A 23,607-nucleotide genomic window follows, 5' to 3' on the forward strand; every position below is an offset into this window, starting at 1 on the left:
CTCAGGTATCGGCCTCGCCACGGCGAACTTGAATCAGCGCCTGACCATCGCGAGCAGCCGCGCCACACGCTCCTCGGTCGCCGGATGCGTGGAGAACAGGCCGCGCAGGCCGCCGCCGGACAGCGGGTTCATGATCATCATCTGCGCCGTCTCGGGGTGCGCCTCCGTCGTCGGCAGCGGCGTGCCCTGGGCGTAGCGGTGGATCTTGTCCAGCGCCGAGGCCAGCGCCGCCGGGTCGCCGGAGATCTCAGCACCGGCGCGGTCGGCCTCGAACTCGCGCGCGCGGCTGATGGCCATCTGGATCAGGCTGGCCGCCAGCGGCGCCAGGATGGCAATGGCGATGCCGGCAATCGGGTTCATCGGCCGGCCGTTCTCGTCGCGGCCGCCGAAGAACGCGGCGAAGTTGGCCAGCATGGAGATGGCACCGGCCATCGTCGCGCTGACCGTGCTGATCAGGATGTCGCGGTGCGCCACATGCGCCAGCTCATGCGCCATCACGCCACGCAGCTCGCGCTCGGACAGCACGCGCAGGATGCCGGTCGTCGCGGCGACGGCGGCGTTCTCGGGATTACGGCCGGTCGCGAAGGCGTTGGGCGCGGCCTCGTCGATCAGGTAGACCTTGGGCATCGGCAGGTTGGCCCGCTGGGCCAGCTCGCGCACCATGCCGTAGAACTGCGGCGCCGAGCTGGCATCGACCTCGCGGGCGTTGTACATCTTCAGCACCAGCTTGTCGGAGAACCAGTAGCTGTAGAAGTTCATGCCGACGGCGACCACCAGCGCGATCAGCATGCCGGTCTGGCCGCCGATCATGGCGCCCACGGCCATGAACAGCGCCGTGATGGCGGCCATCAGCACGGCGGTCTTCACGAGGTTGAACATTTCAGGCTGCTCCTGCAGTGACGGATGACGCGGCAGATGGTGCCACGCGCGGGCTTTTCAAGCGTCGAAGCGCTCGCCGACGGCGATGGGCCGGCCTTGCAAGAAGGCCGCCGCCGGGCCGCGCTTGCCGCCGGCACGCTGCAGCTCGGTGAGCCGCAAGGCGCCCTCGCCGCAGGCGACGACCGGCCCGGGGGCGATGACTTCGCCCGGCGCGCCGCTGCCTTCGGCCAGTTCTGCCCGCCAGACCTTGACCACCTCGCCCGCCAGCATCGCGACGCCGCCCGGGAAGGGGTCGAAGGCGCGCAAACGGCGCTCGATGACGGCAGCGGGTTGCTTCCAGTCGATGCTGCTCTCGGCCTTGTCGATCTTGTGGGCGTAGGTAACGCCCTCGGCCGGCTGCGGCGTGCGCACGAGGCTGGCCGCCTGCAGCGCCTCGACGATGAGCGCACCACCCACCTCGGCCAGTCGGTCGTGCAACGTCGCCGTCGTGTCGCAGGCGCGGATGGCCTCGCGGCCAACCAGCAACATGTCGCCCGTGTCCAGGCCGGCGTCCATCTGCATGATGGTGATGCCGGTCTCCGCGTCACCGGCCTCGATGGCGCGGTGGATGGGTGCCGCGCCGCGCCAGCGCGGCAGCAGCGACGCATGGATGTTCAGGCAGCCACGGCGCGGCAGGTCCAGCACCCACTGCGGCAGGATCAGGCCGTAGGCAGCGACGACCATGACGTCGGCATCCGCCGCCAGCAGCATCTCGCGCGCTGCGCAGGCGTCGACCGCGTACTTGCCGTCCAGCCTCAGCCCCTGCGGCTGCGCTACGGGCACGCCGGCCGCGACGGCGCGCTGCTTCACCGCAGACGCCTGCAACTTCATGCCGCGCCCGGCGGGGCGGTCGGGCTGGGTCAGCACCAGCGGCACGGTGAGGCCGGCGGCCAGCAGCGCGTCCAGCGCGACGGCGGCGAACTCCGGCGTCCCTGCAAAAACAACGCGCATCAGAACCTCTGGTTGCGCTTCTTGGCTTCCGCCTCGTCCTCGCGCGTCTTCTTGATCATCTTGGTCTTGATGCGGTCGCGCTTGAGCGGGCTCAGGTATTCGACGAAGACCTTGCCCTGCAGGTGGTCCATCTCGTGCTGCACGCAGACGGCCAGCAGCCCGTCGGCATCGAACTCGTAGACCTCGCCGTCGCGGTTGGTCGCCCGCACAGTGACCTCGGCATGGCGCGGCACCTTGTCGTAGACCTGCGGCACCGACAGGCAGCCCTCTTCGCCGTCGACCATGCGCTCGCTGAGCTTGATCAGCTCGGGGTTGATCAGCACGCGCGGCGTGTCGCGGTCCTGCGAGGTGTCGATGACGATGACGCGCTCGTGCACGTCCACCTGCGTCGCGGCCAGGCCCACGCCGTCGGCTGCGTACATGGTTTCGAGCATGTCGTCGACGAGCCGGCGGATGCGCTCGTCCACGGCAGCCACCGGCTTGGCGACGGTGTGCAGACGCGGGTCGGGATAGCGGAGGATGTCTAGCTGGGCCATGGCGCCTTGTAAGCACTCGCAAACGAGCGCTAGCGGTTGTTGGTTGGGCCCGGGGAATGCGGGCAGAATCGCCGGGATTTTCGCCGATCCGGCAATCCCTTCGGAGACCGCGCCTGATGCTCGCTGCTCGCCCCGCCCATATTTCCGTCCTTGCGGCCTGCCTGACCCTCGTGACGACCTCGGCATGGGCCCAAGCCAGCACGCTGCCCATCACCCCCGAACAGCGCCGCGTGGCCGAGCAGGTCGCCAGCGCCGGCGTGCCACTGTCCGAGCTGGCGCCCAACGCGCCCGACAGCCACACCGTGGTGCCGGGCGATACGCTGTGGGACATCTCCAAGCTGTTCCTGAAGACCCCGTGGCGCTGGCCCGAGCTGTGGGGCATGAACCGCGACCAGGTCCGCAACCCGCACCTGATCTACCCGGGCCAGATCCTGCATCTCGTCAAGGTGGACGGCCGCGCGCGGCTGCAGTTCGGCCAGCGCGTCGGCGGCGACGGCGACACGCTCAAGCTGCGCCCGCAGATGCGCATCTCGGGCATGGACGGCAGCCCCATTCCGTCCATCCCGCTGCATCTGATCCAGCCCTTCCTGACCGACGCCGTCGTCTTCGACACCGACGTGCTGGCCACCGCGCCACGTGTCGTGGCGACGCAGGAAGGCCATGTGCTGGTCGGCAAGGGCGACCTAGCCTACGCCCGCGGCGATTTTGGCGGCGCGACGGATTTCCGCATATTCCGCACGACCCGCGTGCTGCGTGACCCGACCACCAACGAGATCCTCGGCTACGAGGCGCCCTACGTCGGCACGGCCGACCTGATCCGCCCGGCCGAGGACCGCCGCGGCGCCGACGGCAAGACAGAAATCGTCCCGGCGACGCTGCGGATCGGCCACGTCAGGCAGGAAGTCGGCATCGGCGACCGCCTCGCGCCGGCACCGCAGCGCAACCTGGAGCGCTACGTGCCGCATGCGCCCGACCGACCCGTCGCGGGTCAGATCGCAGCCATCTACGGCGAGGCGCTGAACGCCGGCCAGAACCAGATCGTGGCGCTGAACCGCGGCAAGCGCGACGGCATCGAACGCGGTCATGTCTTCGCACTGTGGCGCGACGGCGAGGCCGTCATCGACAAGACGCAAGACCGGCCCCAGGCGATCAAGCTGCCGGACGAGCGCCACGGCATCCTGTTCGTCTTCGAGGTCTACGAGCGCGTGTCGTACGCGCTGATCATCTCGGTGAACGAGCCGGTCAAGCGCGGCGACCGCTTTACGCAACCCTGATGCTTTCGCCGGCCGAGCTGGCCGCTTGGCTGCGGCTGACCGAAAGCGTCGGCCCGGGCGCCGCGCGACGGCTGCTGGCGATGGCGGGCAGCCCGCGGGCGGTGTTCGAGCTGCCCGCCGCCGCGCTGGACCAGGCCTTGCCGCCCAAGCAGCGCGAGGCCTTCAACCAGCCGCCGGAGCACCTTGCCGACCTGATCGCCAAGGCCGAGGCCTGGCGGGCCGAGCCGGGCCATGACCTGATGGTGCTGGGCGACGCCGACTACCCGCCCCGCCTGCTCGCGACCGCTGACCCGCCGCTGCTGCTGTGGCTGCAAGGCCGGCGCGACCTGCTGGGCACGCCGTCGCTGGCCATCGTCGGCAGCCGCAACCCAACCGCCCAGGGCGGCGACAACGCCCGCGCCTTCGCCCGCGCACTGGCCCGGGCCGGCTACACCATCATCTCGGGCCTGGCGCTGGGCGTGGACGCCGCCGCCCACGAAGGCGCGCTGGACGCCGAGGGCGCGACCATCGCCGTCGTCGGCACCGGGCTGGACCAGGTCTACCCGCGCAGGAACGAAAAGCTCGCCGCCCGGCTGCTGGCCGCCGGTGGACTCATCGTCAGCGAGTTCTCGCTGGGCACGCCGATCACGCAGGCCAACTTCCCGCGCCGCAACCGCGTCATCGCCGGCCTCAGCCAGGGCTGCCTGGTGGTCGAGGCGGCGGTGCAGTCGGGTTCGCTGATCACCGCCCGGCTGGCCGTGGAGACCGGCCGCGAAGTGTTCGCCATCCCCGGCTCCATCCACTCGCCGCAGGCGCGCGGCTGCCATGCGCTGATACGCCAGGGGGCCAAGCTGGTCGAGTCCGCCGAGGACGTGCTGGAAGAACTCCCGCCGCTGGGCGGTTTCTTCGCTGCGGTGCCTGAGGCTACCGAAACGCCGCACGAACAGCAGGCGCTGCTGGAAGCAATGGGCTTCGACCCGGTCAGCCTGGACGCGCTGATGGCCCGCTGCGGCTGGCCGGCGGCCGAGCTGAGCGTGGCGCTGCTGGAGCTGGAGCTGGACGGCCGCATCGCGCGCCTGGCGGGCCAGCTCTTCCAGCGCCGCCGGCAGGGCTGAGCGGCGGCTGCGGGCCAGCAGTTTCCGCTGCCGGCACTGCCCGCATCAACGGCCCATCCGGGGGGTTATTCGCGGCCGGGCCGGCCAAAACGCTGGGCTATCATCCCCTCACAATGTTCGATGTCCTGGTCTATCTCTACGAGACGTATTGGCGCCCGGACGCCTGCCCCGACCATGCGCAGCTGACGCGCAAGCTTACGGCGGTGGGCTTCGAGGACGACGAAATCCAGGAAGCGCTGAACTGGCTGGAAGGTCTGTCCGCTGCCGGCGAGGCCTTCCACGGCCAGCAGAGCGTGAGCGCCATGCGCGTTTACTCCCCGGGTGAGACCGATCACCTGGGCGAGACCTCCGTCGGCTTCATCAGCTTCCTGGAATCTGCCGGCGTACTGCCCGGGCCGATGCGCGAGATGGTCATCGACCGCGCCATGGCCATCCCCGGCAGCCCGATGGACCTGGAAGACCTGAAGATCATCGTGCTGATGGTGTTCTGGAGCCTCGGCGAGGAGCCGGATGCGCTCATCCTGGATGAACTGTTCGTCGCGCCAGAAGACCGGCTGATTCACTGATCGGTCTTCCCGACAGCAAAACGGCGCCAGGGGCGCCGTTTGTCATTTCAGCAGTTGATCGGGGTCCGCATCCAGCTTGGCCAGCGCCTTGCGCGTGGCCTGCACGGTCAGCGCCTCGTCCTGGGCCGGCAGCAGCAGGCCAGCCTGCAGGAAGGCGGCCATGCGGTTCAGCGAGAACAGCACGCCACGGCCTTTGGGCGTAACGAACAGCGCCAGCTGCTTGCGCAGGCCGCGCCAGGCCAGCTGCACCTGCTCGTTGCGGCCGCGGTAGTCGAGCATGAACCAGCCGCCCACCTGCAGCTCGCGAGCCCAGGCGACCATGGCCGGCGTCGGCGCCGAGCCGCCTTCGGCCACGACCTCCATGCCGTCGGACTCGTGGCCGGACAGGTCGCGCACCAGCATCTCGTCGACGTGGGTGTCGCCGTCGACGTCCTCGGGCAGCATGGCCTCCAGCGTTTCGAGCTGGTCCATCAGCTCGTCCAGGCGCTCGCGCGGGATGGCGGCCGTCTTGGCCGTGAAGGCAGCGGCCAGCGCGTTGTTGAGCTGGCGCACATGGTCATCCTGCTTGTCCAGCGGCAGGCCGGCATGGCTCATGCCGTCGCGCAGCATCTTCAGCAGCGGCGGCAGGCGGCGGATGACGTCGGCACGGTCCTCGCGGGAGGACTTGGCGCTGGCCGACCAGATCAGGTCGGCGGCGGCGCGCTTCATGGCCTTGGTGACATCGGCCTGGGCGCCGGCGCGCACGGCGGTGACGGCCAGCACATCGGCCCAGACGTGGAACAGGAAGTCGCGCACGCCGTCCTGCACCGGCACCTCGGACAGCATCTTGCGCAGCTCGATGGTGTACTGGATGGCCAGCGTCTCGCGCTGCTCGACCTGCTGGGCCAGCGAGACGCCGCGCCTGGAGGCCTGGTTCTCGTTCTCGAAATAGTGGTCGAGGAACTTCTCGAACTCGGTCAGCACGGTGGAGAACACGCGCCGGCCCGTGTCCGGGTAGGCCTCGACGACCTGCACGACGCGCTTGATCTCGCGTTCCAGCGCATCGTTGCTGGCGCGCTCGGCGCCCGGGCCGGTGGCCTGGGCGGCGTTGAAGCCCATCACGCAGGCGCCCATGCGGTCGATGAGGCGGCGCGCCGGGTGGTCGGCGGCGGCGAAGAAGTCGGGCTCGCTGACGGCCACCCGCAGCACCGGCATCTGCAGCCGCGCGAACCAGACCCGCACCGTGGCCGGGATGCGCTCCTCGGTCAGGATGCTCTGGAACATCATCGCGACGATCTCGATGGTGGCGCGTTCGGCCGGCGTGCTGGCGGCCTGCTTCAGGACCTGTTTGAAGGCCTGGTTGCGGGCGCCGATCTCCTCGAGCTGGCGCGGCGCGCTCTGGCCGGAGCTCTCGGCGGCGGCACCGCCGGGAGCCGCCGGGCGGCGCTGGAATGACTCCTGCGCATGCTTGATGGCGCCGGCCAGGCGCGGCGATGCGGCCGTCGACACCGGCGGTGCATCGGCCAGCGCGGGCCGCGCACTGCCGCCGCCGCCATCGGCCACGGGGCTCGCCGCAGCGCCGCCGGCCGGGCTCGCGCCGAAGCCCGCGAGGCTGGGCTTGCCGGCGCCGGGCCGGGCCGGGATCTGGCTCTTGGTGACCGGGAAGCCGGGCACATGGCGGGCCAGCACGCGCTGCAGCTGGGCCATGACCTCGTCGGCCTGCGAACTGGCCCGGCTGCGCGGCAACTCGCCACTGCCGGAAGGCACGGTCAGCGGTGCCAGCCCGGAGGTGGGCGCAACCGGCGGCGGCGCGGGCGGCGCGGGCGTTGCGGGCGGGCCGCCGGCCGCAGCGGCGGCCTCCTTGGCGGCCTGGGCCGTGCGACGGATGAAGGGCCGCAGGTCAACCTCGGGCAGCACCTTCTGCGCGATCAGCCAGCGGTTGGTCTCGTGGTAGGCCTCGCTGATGAGCTGCGCGAACTCCTCGTGCAGCTCGTGGTGCAGCAGCAGCCAGACCTCGGTGCTGAGGCCCACACGGGTCCAGGCGTCCAGCGCGAGGCGGGCGACGACGTGGGCACGCAGCAGGTCCAGCGGCTCCAGGTCGTCGTGGGATTCGAGCGCCTGCATGCGCGTGCGCAGGTCGGTGAACTCCCACGTGGCGCGGTCCATCATGACCAGCGCCAGGCGCGAGCTGGTGATCTCGCGCTCGATGGTCGAGTCGTCGACCAGGCTCATCTTCTGCGAGCCGGTCGACGCGGTCGTCTCATGCTCGCGGCCGCCGTCGGAGACGCCGTGCACGGCCGCGTGGCGCAGCGCGCCGACGACGGCCAGCTGCCAGCTGGGGCCGAACTTCTGCCAGGCCTGCACCGCGTCGCGCCGCGCCATCATGACGGCGTGCGCCGCACCCTGCGACAGCAGCTGGCCGGCGCCCTGGCCGATGGCCGCGACCAGCGGCGTCATGCCGCGTACCAGAGCCTCGAGATAGACGCGCCGCGCCTGGGTCGCCAGGGCCTGGTTTCGAGCGGCGGTCATGGGCAAGAAAGGGCGGCTGCGCGTCGAGAGTGGGGGGTCGCAGTCACTCTACACGACGGCTCCGGCATTCGGGTCGTTAGGGTCGTCGCGGTTGACGGTTGTCTTGACGAGATCTTCGCGTTTCACGCCCAGCCACATCGCGATGGCCGCCGCGACAAACACCGAGGAGTAGATGCCGAACAGGATGCCGATGGTCAGCGCAACCGCGAAGTAATGCAGCGTCGGGCCGCCGAACAGCAGCATGGACACCACCATCAGCTGCGTGGAGCCGTGGGTGATGATGGTGCGGCTCATCGTCGACGTGATCGCGTGGTCGATGACCTCGTGCGTGTTCATCTTGCGGAACTTGCGGAAGGCCTCGCGCACCCGGTCGAAGATGACGACCGACTCGTTCACCGAGTAGCCCAGCACCGCCAGGATGGCCGCCAGCACCGCCAGCGAGAACTCCCACTGGAAGTAGGCGAAGAAGCCCAGGATGATGACCACGTCGTGCAGGTTGGCGATGATGCCGGCGACCGCGAACTTCCACTCGAAGCGAATGGCCAGGTAGATCATGATGCCGATGATCGTCACGCCCAGCGCTGCGGCGGCGTCCTTCGCCAGCTCGTCACCAACAGCCGGGCCGACGACCTCGGAGCGCGACAGTTTGATGGGCTCCGCGCCATCGGCTTTAGCGCAGACCTGCTTGTCGACCTGCTCGCCCTGCGGCGTGATCTGGTTGTGGTGCGTGATGGTGCCGGTCTCGGCTTTGCACAGCTCGCCGAAGACCTTGTCGACGACCTCGGTCTGCTTCTCGCCCTCGCGCACCGGCAGGCGGATCATCACGTCGCGCGAGGAGCCGAAGTTCTGCACCTGGACTTCGCCGTAGCCCATCTTCTCGATGACGAGGCGGGTTTTCTCGATCTCGGCCGCCTGCGGATAGGCGACCTCCATGACGGTGCCGCCGGTGAATTCGATGGAGAAATGCAGGCCGCGCGTGACCAGGAAGAACACGGCGGCGGCGAAGGTGAGGAAGGAGATGACGTTGAAGATCAACGCATGCTTCATCAACGGCAGGTCGCGCTTGATGCGGAAGAGTTCCATGTTGAATCCTTAAGCCTTGGCGGCCACGTCGGTCGCTTCGGTCGTCCCTGCGGCGGGGGCCGCATCCGGCTTCCAGATCTGGCCGATGGACACGCTCTTGAGCTTCTTCTTGCGGCCGTACCAGAGGTTCACCAAGCCGCGTGAGAACACGACGGACGAGAACATCGAGGTCAGGATGCCCAGGCAGTGCACAACGGCAAAGCCCTTGATGGGACCGGAGCCGAACACCAGCAGCGCAACACCGGCGATCAGCGTCGTCACGTTGGAGTCGAAGATGGTGGCCCAGGCGCGTTCGTAGCCGAGGTGGATGGCCTGCTGCGGCGACACGCCGGCGCGCAACTCCTCGCGCACGCGCTCGTTGATCAGCACGTTGGAGTCGATGGCCATGCCCAGCACCAGCGCGATGGCCGCAATGCCCGGCAGGCTCAGCGTGGCCTGCATCAGCGACAGCGCAGCGACCAGCAGCAGCAGGTTGAAGCCCAGTGCCAGCGACGAGAACACGCCGAACAGCAGGTAGTAGGCGCACATGAACACGGCCACGGCGACGAAGCCCCAGGTGACGCTGGCGATGCCCTTCTCGATGTTCTCCTTGCCCAGGCTGGGGCCGATGGTGCGCTCCTCGATGATCTCCATCGGCGCGGCCAGCGAGCCGGCGCGCAGCAGCAGCGCCGTGTCGGCGGCTTCCTGCGTGGTCATGGCGCCGGAGATCTGGAAGCGGTTGCCCAGCTCGCTGTTGATCTTGGGGGCCGTGACGACCTCGCCCTTGCCCTTCTCGAAGATCAGGATGGCCATGCGCTTGCCGACGTTCTCGCGCGAGGTCTCCTTCATGATCCGCGCGCCCTTGGCGTCCACGGTCAGGTGCACGGCGGGCTGCTGGTTCTCGTCGAAGCCGGGCTGGGCGTCGTTCAGGCTGTCGCCGGTCAAGATGACCTGGCGCTTGACGATGATGGGGCCGAAGCCGCGGTCGATGAAGCGCTCGGTGCCGAAGGGCACGGGGCCGGTGCCGGCCAGCGCGGCCTGCGCCTCGACGCCGTCGTCCACCATGCGCAGTTCCAGCGTGGCAGTGCGGCCGATGATGTCCTTGGCCTTGGCGGTGTCCTGCACGCCGGGCAGCTGCACGACGACGCGGTCCAGGCCCTGCTGCTGGATGACCGGCTCGGCCACGCCCAGCTCGTTGACGCGGTTGTGCAGCGTCGTGATGTTCTGCTTGAGTGCCGCGTCCTGCACGGCTACCTGGGCCTGCGGCGACAGGCTGCCGGCCAGGCGCAACTCGGCGCCCTCGCCCTGGGGCGCCCAGGTGACGTCGGGCAACTGGGTCTTCAGCAGCTCGGTGGCCGCGGTGCGCTGCTCGGCGTCACGGAAGGCCACCAGCACGGTGTTGCCGTCGCGGCTGATGCCGGCATGGCGGATGTTCTTCTCGCGCAGCATCAGCCGCACGTCGCTGGTCAGCCCCTCGGCCTTCTTGGTCAGCGCCGCCTTCATGTCGACCTGCATCAGGAAGTGCACGCCGCCGCGCAGGTCCAGGCCCAGGTACATCGGGTTGGCGTGCAGCGCGGTCAGCCAGGCCGGCGAGCGTGACAGCAGGTTCAGCGCGACGATGTAGGTTGGGTCGGCCGGGTCGGGGTTCAGCGCCTTGCCGATGACGTCCTTGGCCTTGAGCTGGGTGTCCGTGTCGCCGAAACGGGCCTTGATGGAGGTGCCGTCGAACTGGACGTAATCCGGCTTGACGCCGGCCTGCTGCAGCGCTGCCTCGATGCGGGACTGCAGCGCCGGATCGACCTTGACGGTGACCTTGGACGACGACACCTGCACCGCGGGCGCCTCGCCGAACAGGTTGGGCAGCGTATAGAGAGTGCCGATCAGTAGCGCGACGAGCAGGATCGCGTACTTCCAGAGCGGATAGCGGTTCATTCGAGACTTCCTAGTACGCGCCTGAACGGCGTGGTCAGCGCCCAGCGCCGACGACGGGTGGCGAAGATGGCGCCAGGCCGGCTTACTTCAAGGTGCCCTTGGGCAGAACCTGGGAGATGGCGCTGCGCTGCAGTTGCAACTCGACGCCGTTGGCCACCTCGAGGTGCACGAAGCTGTCGCCGAGCTTGCTCACCTTGCCGACAAGGCCGCCGGCGGTGACGACCTCGTCGCCCTTGGCAATGGCCTCGATCATGGCCTTGTGCTCTTTCTGGCGCTTCATCTGCGGCCGGATCATGACGAAATAGAGCACGACGAACATCAGCACCAGCGGCAGCATGCCGAGAAGGCCGGACTCGGTACTGGCGGCCGCCGGAGCGGCCTGGGCGTAGGCGTTGGAGATGAACACGTTGGTTTCCTTGGGAAGACGGGCGGCCACGGCCGCCGCAAAGCAACCTTGAATTCTAGTGCCGCCCCGCCGCGAGGCCGGCCGGCTGCTAACCTGAGCCGCCTTTCCAACGACCTTGCCCAGAGGATGCAGCCCGACCTCGCCGCCCTGCGCCGCCATGCCGTGGCACGCAGCCTGTTCACGCCGACCACGCTGGTGAAGGCGGTCGAGCGGCTCGGCGGCTTCGTGCAGGCCGACCCGCTGCGCGCCCCGGCGCGGGCCCAGGACCTGACGCTGCGCCACCGCGTCAAGGGCTACCTTGCCGGCGATCTGGAGCGCCGCTACCCGCGCCTGCCGCTACAGGAAGACTTCTTCATCAACTACGGCTTCGTCACGCCCGAGCTGCGCGCGCTGATGCACCCGCGCACGGCCCGCACCGCCTGGGACAAGCCGCGCTGGAAGCTGGCCGAGGCGGTGCTGGCCGAGGTCGAACGCCTGGGCGAAGCCCACCCGGCGGATGTCGATGCGGCGCTGGGCCACGGGCCGGTGAAGAACTGGTTCGGCGGCAACAGCCGGCTGTCCACCGCGCTGCTCGACGGCCTGCACTACCGGGGCCGGCTGGACGTCGTGCGGCGCGACAGCGGTACGCGCGTCTACCGGCTGGCGCCGCAATGGGAAGCGCACCCGGACCCGCAGGCCGCCATGGACGCGATGACCGACGTGCTGGTGCAGAAGTACGCGCCGCTGCCGGCCGGCAGCCTGTCGCAGCTGATCAACATGCTGGCTGGCGCCGCACGGCAGTGGCAGGAGCTGCGCAAACCGACCCTCGCCCGCGCCAAGGCGCGGTTGGCGCATACGCAGGTCGACGGTGTGGACTGGTACTGGCCGGCCGAGGAAGACCCCTTCAGCGGCGGGAGAGGCGGCTGGCGCATCCCGGCGCAGGTGCGGCTGCTGGCGCCCTTCGACCCCGTGGTGTGGGACCGCCGCCGCTTCGAGCTGCTGTGGGGCTGGGCCTACCGTTTCGAGGCCTACACGCCTGCGCCTAAGCGCGTGCGCGGGCATTACGCGCTGCCGCTGCTGTGGCGGGACCAGGTCATCGGCTGGGCCAATGCCAGCGTCAAGGGCGGGCGGCTGCAGGTGGACTGCGGATACGTCGCCGGACGACCGCCACGCGAGACGGCGTTCAAGGCGGCGCTGGAGGCGGAGCGGGAGCGGCTGGCGGAGTTCTTGGGGATGGCTGAGCGCTGACGCGCTCAACACCGGAAGAAATATGAAACCACCGAAACATGCGAGAACAGATATAATCCAGCGTCGCTGTGGCAGCACCTTCTGGCTGGCTGTTCACGACCCATCCGGGCGCGCTTTGCGCCCTTCCGCACGTTTTTGGCCGGCAGAGCAGTCGCCCACCGAGCCCCAAAGTGCCCCCGTCGGGCGATTCAAGCCTGCGCACCTTGAGGGTGCACCACCCAGAAAGGCTCGATCATGAGCAGCAAGATTTATGTGGGCAACCTGCCCTACTCCGTCACCGATGCCAGCCTGAAGAGCAACTTTGCCGAGTTCGGCAGCGTCTCCTCGGCCAAGGTCATGATGGACCGCGAGACCGGCATGTCCAAGGGCTTCGGGTTCGTGGAAATGGCGTCTGCCGAAGTCGCCCAGGCCGCCATCTCCGCCCTGCACGGCATGTCCGTCGATGGACGCTCCATCGTCGTCAGCCTGGCCCGCCCGCGCGAAGCCAGCAAAGATTCGGGCGGCTACAGCGCCGGTGGCTACACCGCAACCAAGCGTGCGGATGTCGGCTACGGCACGGGCGGCTTCGGCGGCGGTCGCTACTGAACCCAGCGACTCCGTGCAAATGACCGGCTCTGTTGAGCCGGTTTTTTTTCGTCCCGCCCAGGCCGCAGCGCGCGACACCTAGAATGCGCAGCTCTTCGAGGAGCGTTGCAACCTCAGCACCCATTGAGGCCAGGCTCGAAGATTTCACCCTTGCAACTGCGCTCACCCGCTGGCCAACCGTGCCTGGGTGAGGTTCAACCCCCGACACGGCACCAGCGGCTTCATTCGCTTGAAGGAGCCCTGCATGAGCCATACCGACCACCTCGTCAAAGACCTGTCCCTCGCCGCCTGGGGCCGCAAGGAAATCAAGATCGCCGAGCATGAAATGCCGGCGCTGATGGCCATCCGCAAGGAGTACGCCGCCACGCAGCCGCTCAAGGGCGCGCGCGTCACCGGCTCTCTGCACATGACCATCCAGACCGCTGTGCTCGTCGAGACGCTGCAGGCGCTGGGCGCGCAAGTGCGCTGGGCCAGCTGCAACATCTTCTCGACGCAGGACCACGCAGCCGCCGCACTGGCCGCCGTCGGCACGCCGGTGTTCGCCTACAAGGGCGAGACGCTGGAGGACTACTGGGACTACACCCACCGCATCTTCGAGTTCGGCGGCAAGAACGAGCCGGGCGAAGGCCCGAACATGATCCTGGACGACGGCGGTGACGCGACGCTGCTGATGCACCTGGGCCAGAAGGCCGAGAAGGACCTGTCGGTGCTGGCCAACCCGGGCAGCGAGGAAGAGCGCATCCTGTTCGCGGCCATCAAGGCCAAGATCGCTTCTGATGCGACCTGGTACACCCGCAAGGCCGCCGAGATCATCGGCGTGACCGAGGAAACCACCACCGGCGTGCTGCGCCTGAACGAGATGGCCGCCAAGGGCTCGCTGCAGTTCCGCGCGATCAACGTCAACGACTCCGTCACCAAGAGCAAGTTCGACAACCTCTACGGCTGCCGCGAGAGCCTGGTGGACGCCATCAAGCGCGCCACCGACGTGATGGTGGCCGGCAAGATCGCCGTCGTGGCCGGCTACGGCGACGTGGGCAAGGGCTCGGCCCAGGCGCTGCGCGCCCTGTCGGCCCAGGTCTGGGTGACCGAGATCGACCCCATCTGCGCACTGCAGGCCGCGATGGAGGGCTACCGCGTCGTGACGATGGAATACGCCGCCGACAAGGCCGACATCTTCGTCACCGCCACCGGCAACAAGAACGTCATCCGCCGCGAGCACATGGCGGCGATGAAGAACAACGCCATCGTCTGCAACATCGGCCACTTCGACAACGAGATCGACGTCGCGTCCATCGAGGACTGCGGCTGGGACGAGATCAAGCCGCAGGTGGACCATGTCACCTTCCCCGACGGAAAGAAGATCATCCTGCTGGCCAAGGGCCGCCTGGTGAACCTGGGTTGCGGCACGGGCCACCCGAGCTATGTGATGTCCAGCTCGTTCGCCAACCAGACCATCGCCCAGATCGAGCTGTTCGCCCACAAGGAACGCTACGAAGCCGGCAAGGTCTATGTGCTGCCCAAGCACCTGGACGAGAAGGTCGCGCTGCTGCAGCTGACCACGCTCAACGCGCAGCTGTCGCAGCTGACCGACGAGCAGGCGGCCTACATCGGCGTGGACAAGAACGGCCCCTACAAGGCCAACACTTATCGCTACTGATCGGTTGATGCGCGCAGACCAGCTCCTCGTCGGCCTTGGCCTGGCGCCCACGCGCTCGGTGGCCCAGCGCCTCATCAGCAACGGCGCCGCCGAATGGGCCTCGCCCACCGGCTGGGCCGTGCTGAAGAAGGCCGGCGAGGACCTGCCCGAGACGGCGCAGCTGCGCGTCACCGACGACGCGGAGCTGCGCTATGTGTCGCGCGGCGGGCTCAAGCTGGAAGGCGCGCTGGACCGCATCGGCTTCGACGTCGGCACACACACGGTGCTGGACGTCGGCCAGAGCACCGGCGGCTTCACCGACTGCCTGCTGGCGCGCGGTGCGCGGCGTGTCGTCGGCATCGACGTGGGCCACGGCCAGCTGCATGCGCGGCTGCAGGCCGACGAGCGCGTGACGGCGCTCGAAGGCGTGCATGTGCGCGAACTGGGCGTGCTGCGCCAGCATGCGCCGACGGGCGGCTTCACGCTCATCGTCGGCGACCTGAGCTTCATCTCCATGGTGGGCAGCCTGCCCGAGTTGCTGCCCTGGCTGGAGTCGCACGGCCACCTGCTGGTGCTGGTGAAGCCGCAGTTCGAGCTGGGCCCGAAGGCGCTGGACAAGCGCGGCCTCGTCAAGGATGAGGCCGACTACCCGCGCCTGGAAGGCCGCGTGCGTCTGGCCTGCACGGCGCTCGGCCTCAAGGTGCTGGACTATTTCGACAGCCCCATCACCGGCGGTGATGGCAATCGCGAATTCTTTTTATGGGCCTCTCGATGAGCACACCCGTCTCTTTCGAATTCTTCCCGCCCAACACGCCGGTAGGCGTCGAGAAACTCAAGACCGTCGTGCAGGAGCTGGGCGCGCTCAAGCCGCAGTACTTCAGCGTCACCTACGGCGCCGGCGGCTCCACGCGCGACAAGACGCTGAGCGCCGTGATGGACATTGCGAGCGCCGGCTTCAACGCTGCGCCTCATCTCAGCTGCGTGGGTTCCACGCGCGAGAACATCGCCGAGATCCTGGCCACCTACCGCGAGCGCGGCATCAGCCGTGTCGTGGCGCTGCGCGGCGACCTGCCCAGCGGCACAGCCACCGCGGGCGAGTTCCGCTATGCGTCGGAGCTGGTCAGCTTCATCCGGGAAACGCAAGGTAAGGACTGGCACATCGAGGTGGCCGCCTACCCCGAGGTGCACCCACAGCAGCGTTATGCCGCGCGCGACCTGCAGCACTTTGCTGACAAGATGAAGGCGGGCGCCGACGGCGCGATCACGCAGTTCTTCTTCAACCCCGACGCCTACTTCCACTTCGTCGACGAGGCGCGGCGCCTGGGCGTCACCCAGCCCATCGTGCCGGGCATCATGCCCTTCCACAACTACGGCCGCATCGCCCAGTTCGCGCAGCGCGACGGCATCGAGATCCCGCGCTGGGTGCAGATGAAGATGGAAGGCTTCATGGACGACGCCGCCAGCATCCGCGCCTTCGGGCTGGACGTGGTGACGCGCCTGTGCGAACGGCTGATTGCCGGTGGCGCGCCGGGCGTGCACTTCTACACCTTGAACCAGAGCGCGCTGACGCTGGCGTTGTGCGAGCGCCTCGGCCTAGGCAACAAAGGCTGATCCAGCGCAAGACCTCCGCGCTGCGCGGGGTGCCGGCAACGGCCTGTTTGTGTTGCCTCAAAGTGCGCCACGGCACCGGCGCGTGCAATGCCTCCATCGGGACGCCGTCCCATTCACTGGAGTCATTGATGAAGTTCTCCCGCACCCTGCGCCTGGCCGCCCTCGCCGCCGCCGCCCTCAGCCTGCAACCGGCCTTTGCCGATGAAGGCCCCTGGCTTGTGCGCGTGCGTGCCCTGCACCTGGATTCGGCCAACAAGGACAGCACCGGCCTGGGCCTGTCGGTCAACAACAAGACCTTCCCGGAGCTGGACATCAGCTACTTCTTCGCGCCCAACATGGCGGCCGAACTGGTCCTGACCTATCCGCAGAAGCATCGCCTGTATTCCAACGGCAGCGAGATCGGCTCGCTCAAGCACCTGCCGCCGACGCTGACGCTGCAGTACCACTTCAACCCGACCGGCACGTTCCGCCCCTATGTCGGCGCGGGCCTGAACTACACCAACTTCTCCAGCGTCAAGTTCGCACCCGCCGTGCAGGCCGCGCTCAAGCCCGGCATCAAGCACAACAGCTGGGGCGCCGCCTTGCAGGTCGGCGCGGACATCGAACTCAGCAAGGGCACCTATCTGAACTTCGACCTGAAGAAGGTCAATCTCAAGACCACGGTCTATTCCAACGGTGCGTCGGCGGGCGAGTTCAAGGTCGACCCCTTGCTGGCCAGCGTGGGCCTCGGTTGGCGCTTCTGAGACAGCCGTCGCGCTTTCTCGACCTCCGCTCATGTAAATGAGCGCTTTACGTGATTCAACGTAACCAGGCGTCAGCAGAATCGCGGCCATGAGCCGTCACCTCCCAGCGCTGGCCGCGCTCTGCGCTAGTGCCTTGTGCACGGCGCAGACCCCGCCTGCCACCCCCGATCCCAAGCCCGCCGCCCCGGTCGCCAACATCCCGGCGGCCGCCGCGAGCGGTGCCGGCAACCGCCTGGAGCGTGTCGAGGTCAGCAGTGGCCCCACGGCCAACAGCCGGCGGCGCAACAGCACGGCCAGCAAGATCGTCATCGAGCGCGAGGACCTGGAGAAGTACGGCGATGTCGCGCTGGGCGACGTGCTGCGCCGCCTGCCGGGCGTGACGCTGGGCGGCCGCCCGGGCCGCGGCGGCGACATCCGCATGCGCGGCATGGGCGGCGGCGCCACGCAGATCCTCGTCGACGACGAGCGCCCGCCGCCCGGTTTCGCCGTGGAAGACCTGCCGCCCGACCAGATCGAGCGCATCGAGATCTACCGCGCGCCCACCGCCGCCACCGGCGCGCGCGCCATTGCGGGCACCATCAACATCATCCTGCGCGAGCCGCTGCAGAAGTCCAACCACGAAGTGCGCATGGGCGTGGGCTGGGACCGCAACGAGCCCCAGGCCGACGCCAGCTGGACGCGCAACCTGAAGTGGGGCGGGCCCAACGGCGACGAGTTCGTCGGCGCCGTCTCCACCAATGGCGCCATCCGCCGCTTCTACAACAACGTCGATTCGGGCAACCGCACGACCGACACCGAGACCGGCCAGGTCATCGCGCAGAACTCGCAGATCGGCACCAGCGAAAGCCAGAACAAGAGCCTCAACGGCAATGCCCGGCTGCGCTGGAAGTACAGCGACACATTGACCTTCAACCTCTCGCCGTCGTTCTTCCTGTCGCAGAACGAGGGCAGCAGTCAGTACAACTCCGAGGGCACACTCTTTCGCGACGTCCACACTGAAAACGAGGCCAAGAACCACAACCTGCGCCTGAACCTGTCGGCCGACTACCGCCCCAAGGTGGGCGAGAGCTTCACGGTCCGCCTGGGCAGCGGCACGTCCAAGAACACCCGGAACAGCGATCGTCTCGACAAGACGAACACCCGCCCCGATCGCACGCAGGTAGACCGCAACTCGGTCGAGGAAGACCAGACCAGCCTCAGCGGCCGCTGGAGCCTGAAGACCGCGCAGGAGCACCAGTGGGTCACCGGCGCCGAGGCCGAGCGCAGCGAGCGCACGCAAATGGTCGACACGCGGGTCGACGGCATCCCGCTGCCAGGCCTGGTGCGCTTCGGCAACACGCTGGTCTCGCGCAACCAGCGCTTCGCCGCCTACACGCAGGACGAGTGGAGCCCGAGCAAGCAGTGGTCGCTCTACGCGGGCCTGCGCTACGAGCGCATCGAGACCACGGTGGACGCGGCCGGTGAATTGCCCGAGGCGCGCAATGTTTCGCAGGTCACCTCGCCGCTGCTCCACCTGCTGTGGAAGCCCGAAGCCTTCCCCAAGGACCAGGTGCGCCTGAGCCTGACGCGCAGCTACCGCTCGCCCAACCTCAACGACCTGATCGCCCGCCCCACCATCAACAACACCTACCCCAGCGGCACTCCCAACGAGCAGACCCACGCCGACCGCGCCGGCAACCCCGACCTCAAGCCCGAACTCGCCACCGGCGTCGACCTGAGCGTGGAGCACTGGCTGCCCACCGGCGGCATCATCTCGGGCAGCGCCTTCCTGCGCGACATCAAGAACCTGATGCGCGGCGAGGTGCAGTTGGAAACGGTGAGCTGGGACAGCGTGCAGCGCTGGGTCAGCCGCCCGCGCAACATGGGCACCGCCCGCCGCATGGGGCTGGAGTTCGAGTTCAAGGCCCGCATGGACGAGCTGTGGGAAGACGCGCCGGCCGAACTGCAGATGATGCTGCTGCGCTTCAACGCCGCCGTCTACAAGAACCAGGTGAAGGGCATCCCCGGCAACAGCAACCGCATCGACCAGCAGCCGCGCGGCAGCTTCAACTTCGGCATCGACCATCGCTGGAAGGCCTGGGGCCTGAACTTCGGCAGCGGCTTCAACGCCAACTACGTGCCCGCCACCCGCGAGCAGGTGACCGCGACGCTGCGCCGCGACATCACGGCGCGCCGACAGTTCGACGCCTACCTGTCCTGGAGCAGCGGCGCCGTGCGCGACGGCATCAACTGGCGCCTGACCATGGCCAACCTGTTGCCGCGCGACGCCGAATCCAGCTCGGTAGGCATCAGCCCAAAAAGCGAAACGCAGCGCGAGTCCCTGACCGAGAGCTGGTCGCGCAACAAGACCTTCCGCGTCATGTCCCTGCGCGCGGACATGCGCTTCTAAGGGTTGACGGGAATGCGGCCATGACCCGCCGCATCCTGTTCTTCTGCATGGGCAACATCTGCCGCAGCCCCACGGCCGAGGGCGTCATGCGCGCCAAGCTGGCGGCCGCCGGGCTGGACGTCGAGGTCGACTCCGCCGGCACTCACGGTTATCACATCGGCGCGCCGCCCGACGAGCGCAGCCAGGCGCACGCCCTCAAGCGCGGCTACGACCTCAGCCCGCTGCGCGCCCGCAAGCTGGTGGCGGCTGACTTCGAGCGCTTCGACCTCGTGCTGGCGATGGACGCCGACAACATCGCCAACGCTGAAGCGCTGTGCCCGCCCAGCCAGCGCCACCGCCTCCAGCTGCTGATGGACCACGCGCGCCACGCCGGCCAGCGCCACGTGCCCGACCCCTACTACGGCGGCGACGCGGGCTTCGAGGAGGTGCTGGACCTGGTGGAGGCCGCGTGCGACGGCCTCATCGCATCTCTGACCAAGCCCTAGAGCAGGCGGAACGCCAGCACCGCCACCAGCGTGGGCGGCAGCGCACCCAGCAGCAGCCCCAGCGGCGAGATGGCGCCGTCGTCGAACTTGCTGCGCAGGATGGAAACGCCGGCCGGGTTGGGCGCGTTGGCGATCACCGTCAGGCCGCCGCCGGTAACCGCGCCGGCCACCAGCGCCACCTTGAACTCCTCGCTCAGCCCTTCCACCAGCGAGCCCAGGTAGGTGAGCGCCGCGTTGTCGGTGATGGCGGTCAGCGCGGTGGCGCCGAAGAACACCGCATCGGCGTCCATGCGCATCAGCACGGGTTGCAGCCACCACTGCTGCAGCCCGCCCAGCACCACCAGGCCACCCAGGAAGAAGGCCACCAGCAGCGCCTCGCGCAGGATCAACGGGTTCTGGTGGCGCTCGTAGGCGGTGGCGAAGCCGAGGAAGAACAGGAACAGGCCCAGGAACACCGCCGGATGGTGGGCAAACACGACGACCAGCGCGAGGAACATCAGGTGCACGCCGATCACCGCCAGCGGCACGGGCGCATGGGCACGCGGCGGGCGCTGCGCCATGTGGCCCAGCTCCTTGCGGAACAGCAGCATCACGCAGGCGGCATTGACGGCAACCGCCACGGCCGCCTTCCAGCCGAAGGTACTCACCATGTACCAGGTGTCCCAGTTCCACTTGGCCGCCACCATCAGCACCGGCGGCGCGGCAAAGGGCGTCAGCGTGCCGCCAATGGAGATGTTGACGAACAGCACGCCCAGCGTGGCGTACTTGAGGCGGGACGACACCTCGCGCGACAGCAGCGTGTCGCGCAGCATCAGCGCGGCCAACGTCATGGCCGCCGGCTCGGTGATGAAGCTGCCCAGCAGCGGCACGAAGGCCAGCAGCAGGAAGTACATCGCCATGCCGCGCGGCAGCGGCACCAGGCGGGCCAGGCCTTGCACCAGGTCACCGGCGAGTTGCAGGATGGGCCGGGTGCCGGCGATCACCATGATGGCGAACACGAACAGCGGCTCGGTGAAGTTGCGCGAGTCCAGGTAGGCGGTGGCCTCCGTCTTGCCGACCAGCGCGAACATGCACAGCATCAGCACCAGCGCCCAGAAGCCGAAGACGACCTCGATCTCGCCAAGCAGGTGCAAAACGCCGGCATGGCTGGGGTGCTTGTGGGCCAGGTTCTCGAAGTACTTGGTCGAGAAGGTGTGCAGCAGCGCCACGCCGAACAGGACGGCGGCAACAATTTGCAGGGTGGTGGGTGAGTTCATCGCTCTGGATATGACAAGGCCGCGCGGCGGCCCGACCTGCGCTTGAACCTGCTGCCAGCCGCTTGCCGGAGCACCCGGCGCGCAGTGTAGGCGGGGTTTGCGACGGCTCTGCGGCAGCGGCTGGCGCACTGGTTATCCTGCCGCCCCATGTACGCGCCCTTCTTCGGCCTGAAACAGCCGCCGTTCTCGATCGCGCCGGACCCGCACTACCTGTTCATGAGCGAGCGCCACCGCGAGGCGCTGGCCCACCTGCTGTACGGGCTGGACGGCGGCGGCGGCTTCGTGCTGCTGACCGGCGAGATCGGCGCCGGCAAGACCACCGTCTGCCGCTGCTTCCTGGAGCAGATCCCGGCCAACTGCAACGTCGCCTACATCTTCAACCCCAAGGTCACCGTCACCGAGTTGCTGCAGTCCATCTGCGACGAGTTCCACCTGCCGGTGCCGGCGGGCGCGCAGACGGTGAAGGACTACGTCGACCCGCTGAACGCCTTCCTGCTGGCGCAGCACGCGGCCGGGCGCAACAACGTGCTGATCATCGACGAGGCGCAGAACCTCTCGGCCGACGTGCTGGAGCAGCTGCGCCTGCTGACCAACCTGGAGACGGCCGAGCGCAAGCTGCTGCAAGTGGTGCTGATCGGCCAGCCCGAGCTGCGCGGCATGCTGGCCCGGCCGGAGCTGGAGCAACTGGCGCAGCGCGTCATCGCCCGCTTTCACCTGGGCGCGCTGTCCGAGGCCGAGACGGCGCAATACATCCGCCACCGCCTGAACGTGGCTGGCCTCACGGGCGCCCTGCCCTTCGACGCCAAGGCGCTGCGGCTGATCCACCAGCTCACGCGCGGCGTGCCGCGCCGCATCAACCTGCTGTGCGACCGCGCGCTGCTGGGCGGCTACGCCAGCGGACAGGCGCTGGTGACGCAAAAGATCGTTCGCCAGGCGGCAGCCGAGGTGTTCGACGCGACCCCGGCGCCATCCCGGCGCGGGCCGACGCCGGTGGGCATCGGCCTGGCCGTACTGGCCGCCGCCGTGGCTGGCGGGGGCTTGACCTGGGCGCTGCAGCAGCCGTCGCGTGGCGACAGCGCGGCGGCGGTGGCGACGGCGGCGAGTGCCGCGTCTTCTCCAGCGAGTGCGGCGCCGGCCGTGGGTGCCGCGTCCCAACCTGCCCCGGCCGCCAGCAGCCCGGAGCCACTGCAACTGGCCGACTGGTCACCGCAGGACGCCGACGCCTGGGGCGCACTGGCCACCACCTGGGGCCTGCCACTGCCCGACGCGGCCGACCCCTGCAGCACCGCCGCGCAGCGCGGCCTGCAGTGCTACCGCAGCGCCAGCGGCAGCCTGTCGCTGATCCGCCTGATCGACCGCCCGGTGCTGTTGACGCTGCGCCGCCCCGGCCAGCCGCCAGCCCTGGCCGCGCTAGTGGGGCTGGACGCGCAGCAGGCCACGCTGCGGGTAGACGGCGAGCCGCGCCGCATCGCGCTGACCGAACTGGCCGGCGCTTGGCGCGGTGAGTTCGCCACCTTCTGGCGCCCGCCGCCCGGCTATGCCAACCGCGCCGACGACAGCGGTCCGCTGCGCGACTGGCTGGCCACGCAGTTGGCCGGCCTGCCCGGCATGCCGGCGTCCGCCGCCGCCTCGACACCGCCGCCGGGCTGGGCCGAGCTGAGCCGGCAAGTCCAGGCCTTCCAGGCCAGCCAGGGCCTGCAGCCGGATGGCCGCATCGGGCCCATCACGCTGATGCAGATCAACCGGGCCACGGGCGTGGCCGAGCCACGCCTGAACACACCCGCGTCGACCGACTGACCCACCATGTCCTACATCCTCGACGCCCTGCGCCGTGCCGAAGCCGACCGCGAACGCGAGCGCGGCCAGGTGCCGGGCCTGCACACCCAGCCGCTGTCCGGCAGCGATGCTGCACCGGCCGCCGGCCCGCGCCGCTGGCTGCCCTGGGCCGGCGGCGGCTTGCTGCTGCTGGCCGGCATCGGTACCGGCATCTGGATGACCAGCGGCTCGCCCGAAGCCGTTGCGCCTGCTCCGCTGCCCGCCGCACTGCCAACGCCGCAACCCGCGCCCGCGCCACCCAGCACGCCAACGCCAGTCAGCACGCCGCTGCCGCAACCTGCCGCGTCAGAAGCCTCGCCCTACCTGCCGCCCGCACCGCCACCGGCTGCGGTGGTCGCTCCACCAGCAGCGGTGGCCGAAGCCCCCATCCCCCGGCTGGCCGACCTGCCCGAGAGCACGCGCCGCGAGCTGCCCAAGCTGGCCATCAGCGGCTCGGTCTATTCGGACGACCCGGCCAGCCGCTTCGTCATCGTCAACGGCGAGGTGCTGCGCGAAGGCGCCAAGCTGGGTGCCGACCTCGTGCTGGAGCAGATCGGCGCGCGCGAGCTGGTGCTGCGCTTCAAGGGCCAGCGCTACCGGCTCCCCGTATAGC

At 69.0% G+C, this 23,607-nt stretch carries 21 protein-coding genes and 1 riboswitch; of the genes, 13 read left to right on the plus strand and 8 right to left on the minus strand.

Annotation, left to right across the window (positions count from 1 at the left end; all coding sequences use genetic code 11):
* Positions 1-33: 33 nt before the first annotated feature.
* The 3 genes from htpX to def are packed head-to-tail and all read right to left on the minus strand — an operon-like array spanning position 34 to position 2,405.
* The gene (htpX, locus tag ACG00Y_RS22960; protein ID WP_394482936.1) at positions 34-879 is read right to left on the minus strand and encodes a zinc metalloprotease HtpX; all 846 of its coding nucleotides are present in this window, start codon (positions 877-879) and stop codon (positions 34-36) included.
* A 57-nt stretch (positions 880-936) separates the two neighbouring features.
* Positions 937-1,869 (minus strand): methionyl-tRNA formyltransferase, encoded by a 933-nt coding sequence (gene fmt, locus ACG00Y_RS22965; RefSeq protein WP_394482938.1) that lies wholly within the window; start codon positions 1,867-1,869, stop codon positions 937-939.
* The gene (def, locus tag ACG00Y_RS22970; protein ID WP_394482940.1) at positions 1,869-2,405 is read right to left on the minus strand and encodes a peptide deformylase; all 537 of its coding nucleotides are present in this window, start codon (positions 2,403-2,405) and stop codon (positions 1,869-1,871) included. The genes fmt and def overlap by 1 nt, the downstream gene beginning before the upstream one ends.
* 116 nt (positions 2,406-2,521) lie before the next feature.
* Between def and ACG00Y_RS22975 the strand changes: the two genes are divergently transcribed.
* From ACG00Y_RS22975 to ACG00Y_RS22985, 3 genes are all read left to right on the plus strand, one after another.
* Positions 2,522-3,679, plus strand: coding sequence for a LysM peptidoglycan-binding domain-containing protein (locus tag ACG00Y_RS22975; protein ID WP_394482942.1), 1,158 nt, complete (start codon positions 2,522-2,524; stop codon positions 3,677-3,679).
* Complete coding sequence (gene dprA, locus ACG00Y_RS22980) at positions 3,679-4,773, plus strand: DNA-processing protein DprA (RefSeq protein ID WP_394482944.1); 1,095 nt, start codon at positions 3,679-3,681, stop codon at positions 4,771-4,773. Before ACG00Y_RS22975 ends, dprA begins: the two co-directional genes overlap by 1 nt.
* A gap of 113 nt (positions 4,774-4,886) precedes the next feature.
* Complete coding sequence (locus ACG00Y_RS22985) at positions 4,887-5,339, plus strand: Smg family protein (RefSeq protein WP_394482945.1); 453 nt, start codon at positions 4,887-4,889, stop codon at positions 5,337-5,339.
* Positions 5,340-5,381: 42 nt separating this feature from the next.
* On the opposite strand, the gene ACG00Y_RS22990 is transcribed toward ACG00Y_RS22985, so the two are convergent.
* The 4 genes from ACG00Y_RS22990 to yajC form a co-directional block, all read right to left on the minus strand.
* The gene (locus tag ACG00Y_RS22990) at positions 5,382-7,847 is read right to left on the minus strand and encodes a DUF1631 family protein (protein ID WP_394482947.1); all 2,466 of its coding nucleotides are present in this window, start codon (positions 7,845-7,847) and stop codon (positions 5,382-5,384) included.
* A gap of 48 nt (positions 7,848-7,895) precedes the next feature.
* Positions 7,896-8,930 (minus strand): protein translocase subunit SecF, encoded by a 1,035-nt coding sequence (gene secF / locus ACG00Y_RS22995; RefSeq protein WP_394482949.1) that lies wholly within the window; start codon positions 8,928-8,930, stop codon positions 7,896-7,898.
* Positions 8,931-8,939: 9 nt separating this feature from the next.
* The gene (gene secD, locus ACG00Y_RS23000; protein WP_394482951.1) at positions 8,940-10,841 is read right to left on the minus strand and encodes a protein translocase subunit SecD; all 1,902 of its coding nucleotides are present in this window, start codon (positions 10,839-10,841) and stop codon (positions 8,940-8,942) included.
* A gap of 82 nt (positions 10,842-10,923) precedes the next feature.
* On the minus strand, positions 10,924-11,247 hold the full coding sequence (gene yajC / locus ACG00Y_RS23005; protein ID WP_394483043.1) for a preprotein translocase subunit YajC: 324 nt from the start codon (positions 11,245-11,247) through the stop codon (positions 10,924-10,926).
* A 126-nt stretch (positions 11,248-11,373) separates the two neighbouring features.
* Between yajC and ACG00Y_RS23010 the strand changes: the two genes are divergently transcribed.
* The 8 genes from ACG00Y_RS23010 (at position 11,374) to ACG00Y_RS23045 (ending at position 19,923) form a co-directional block, all read left to right on the plus strand.
* On the plus strand, positions 11,374-12,474 hold the full coding sequence (locus tag ACG00Y_RS23010) for a DNA glycosylase AlkZ-like family protein (RefSeq protein ID WP_394482953.1): 1,101 nt from the start codon (positions 11,374-11,376) through the stop codon (positions 12,472-12,474).
* 234 nt (positions 12,475-12,708) lie between these two features.
* A complete protein-coding gene (locus ACG00Y_RS23015; RefSeq protein ID WP_394482955.1) occupies positions 12,709-13,059 on the plus strand; it encodes an RNA recognition motif domain-containing protein in 351 nt (116 codons plus the stop codon).
* 91 nt (positions 13,060-13,150) lie between these two features.
* Positions 13,151-13,230: riboswitch (S-adenosyl-L-homocysteine riboswitch) on the plus strand.
* 73 nt (positions 13,231-13,303) lie between these two features.
* The gene (ahcY, locus tag ACG00Y_RS23020; RefSeq protein WP_394482957.1) at positions 13,304-14,716 is read left to right on the plus strand and encodes an adenosylhomocysteinase; all 1,413 of its coding nucleotides are present in this window, start codon (positions 13,304-13,306) and stop codon (positions 14,714-14,716) included.
* Between the two features lie 7 nt (positions 14,717-14,723).
* Positions 14,724-15,470 carry a TlyA family RNA methyltransferase gene (locus ACG00Y_RS23025; protein ID WP_394482959.1) on the plus strand — a complete coding sequence of 249 codons (747 nt, stop codon included), beginning with the start codon at positions 14,724-14,726 and terminating at the stop codon, positions 15,468-15,470.
* Positions 15,467-16,306 carry a methylenetetrahydrofolate reductase [NAD(P)H] gene (gene metF / locus ACG00Y_RS23030; protein WP_394482961.1) on the plus strand — a complete coding sequence of 280 codons (840 nt, stop codon included), beginning with the start codon at positions 15,467-15,469 and terminating at the stop codon, positions 16,304-16,306. Before ACG00Y_RS23025 ends, metF begins: the two co-directional genes overlap by 4 nt.
* A 128-nt stretch (positions 16,307-16,434) precedes the next feature.
* Positions 16,435-17,049: an OmpW/AlkL family protein gene (locus tag ACG00Y_RS23035; protein WP_394482963.1), complete on the plus strand. Its 615-nt coding sequence runs from the start codon at positions 16,435-16,437 to the stop codon at positions 17,047-17,049.
* A gap of 88 nt (positions 17,050-17,137) precedes the next feature.
* A complete protein-coding gene (locus tag ACG00Y_RS23040) occupies positions 17,138-19,438 on the plus strand; it encodes a TonB-dependent receptor plug domain-containing protein (RefSeq protein WP_394482965.1) in 2,301 nt (766 codons plus the stop codon).
* Between the two features lie 20 nt (positions 19,439-19,458).
* A complete protein-coding gene (locus ACG00Y_RS23045) occupies positions 19,459-19,923 on the plus strand; it encodes a low molecular weight protein-tyrosine-phosphatase (protein ID WP_394482967.1) in 465 nt (154 codons plus the stop codon).
* Here ACG00Y_RS23045 and ACG00Y_RS23050 read toward each other — a convergent pair.
* Complete coding sequence (locus ACG00Y_RS23050; protein WP_394482969.1) at positions 19,920-21,179, minus strand: putative Na+/H+ antiporter; 1,260 nt, start codon at positions 21,177-21,179, stop codon at positions 19,920-19,922. The two genes, ACG00Y_RS23045 and ACG00Y_RS23050, sit on opposite strands and share 4 nt — an antisense overlap.
* A gap of 147 nt (positions 21,180-21,326) precedes the next feature.
* On the opposite strand from ACG00Y_RS23050, the gene ACG00Y_RS23055 reads away from it, so the two are divergent.
* Both ACG00Y_RS23055 and ACG00Y_RS23060 read left to right on the plus strand, forming a co-directional pair.
* Entirely contained in the window at positions 21,327-22,976 is a 1,650-nt protein-coding gene (locus ACG00Y_RS23055) for an ExeA family protein (protein WP_394482971.1), read from the plus strand.
* A gap of 6 nt (positions 22,977-22,982) precedes the next feature.
* Positions 22,983-23,606 carry a general secretion pathway protein GspB gene (locus ACG00Y_RS23060; RefSeq protein WP_394482973.1) on the plus strand — a complete coding sequence of 208 codons (624 nt, stop codon included), beginning with the start codon at positions 22,983-22,985 and terminating at the stop codon, positions 23,604-23,606.
* Position 23,607 lies beyond the last annotated feature (1 nt).

This window comes from Pelomonas parva (assembly GCF_043555835.1).
In the GTDB taxonomy this organism is placed as follows: domain Bacteria; phylum Pseudomonadota; class Gammaproteobacteria; order Burkholderiales; family Burkholderiaceae_C; genus Pelomonas; species Pelomonas parva.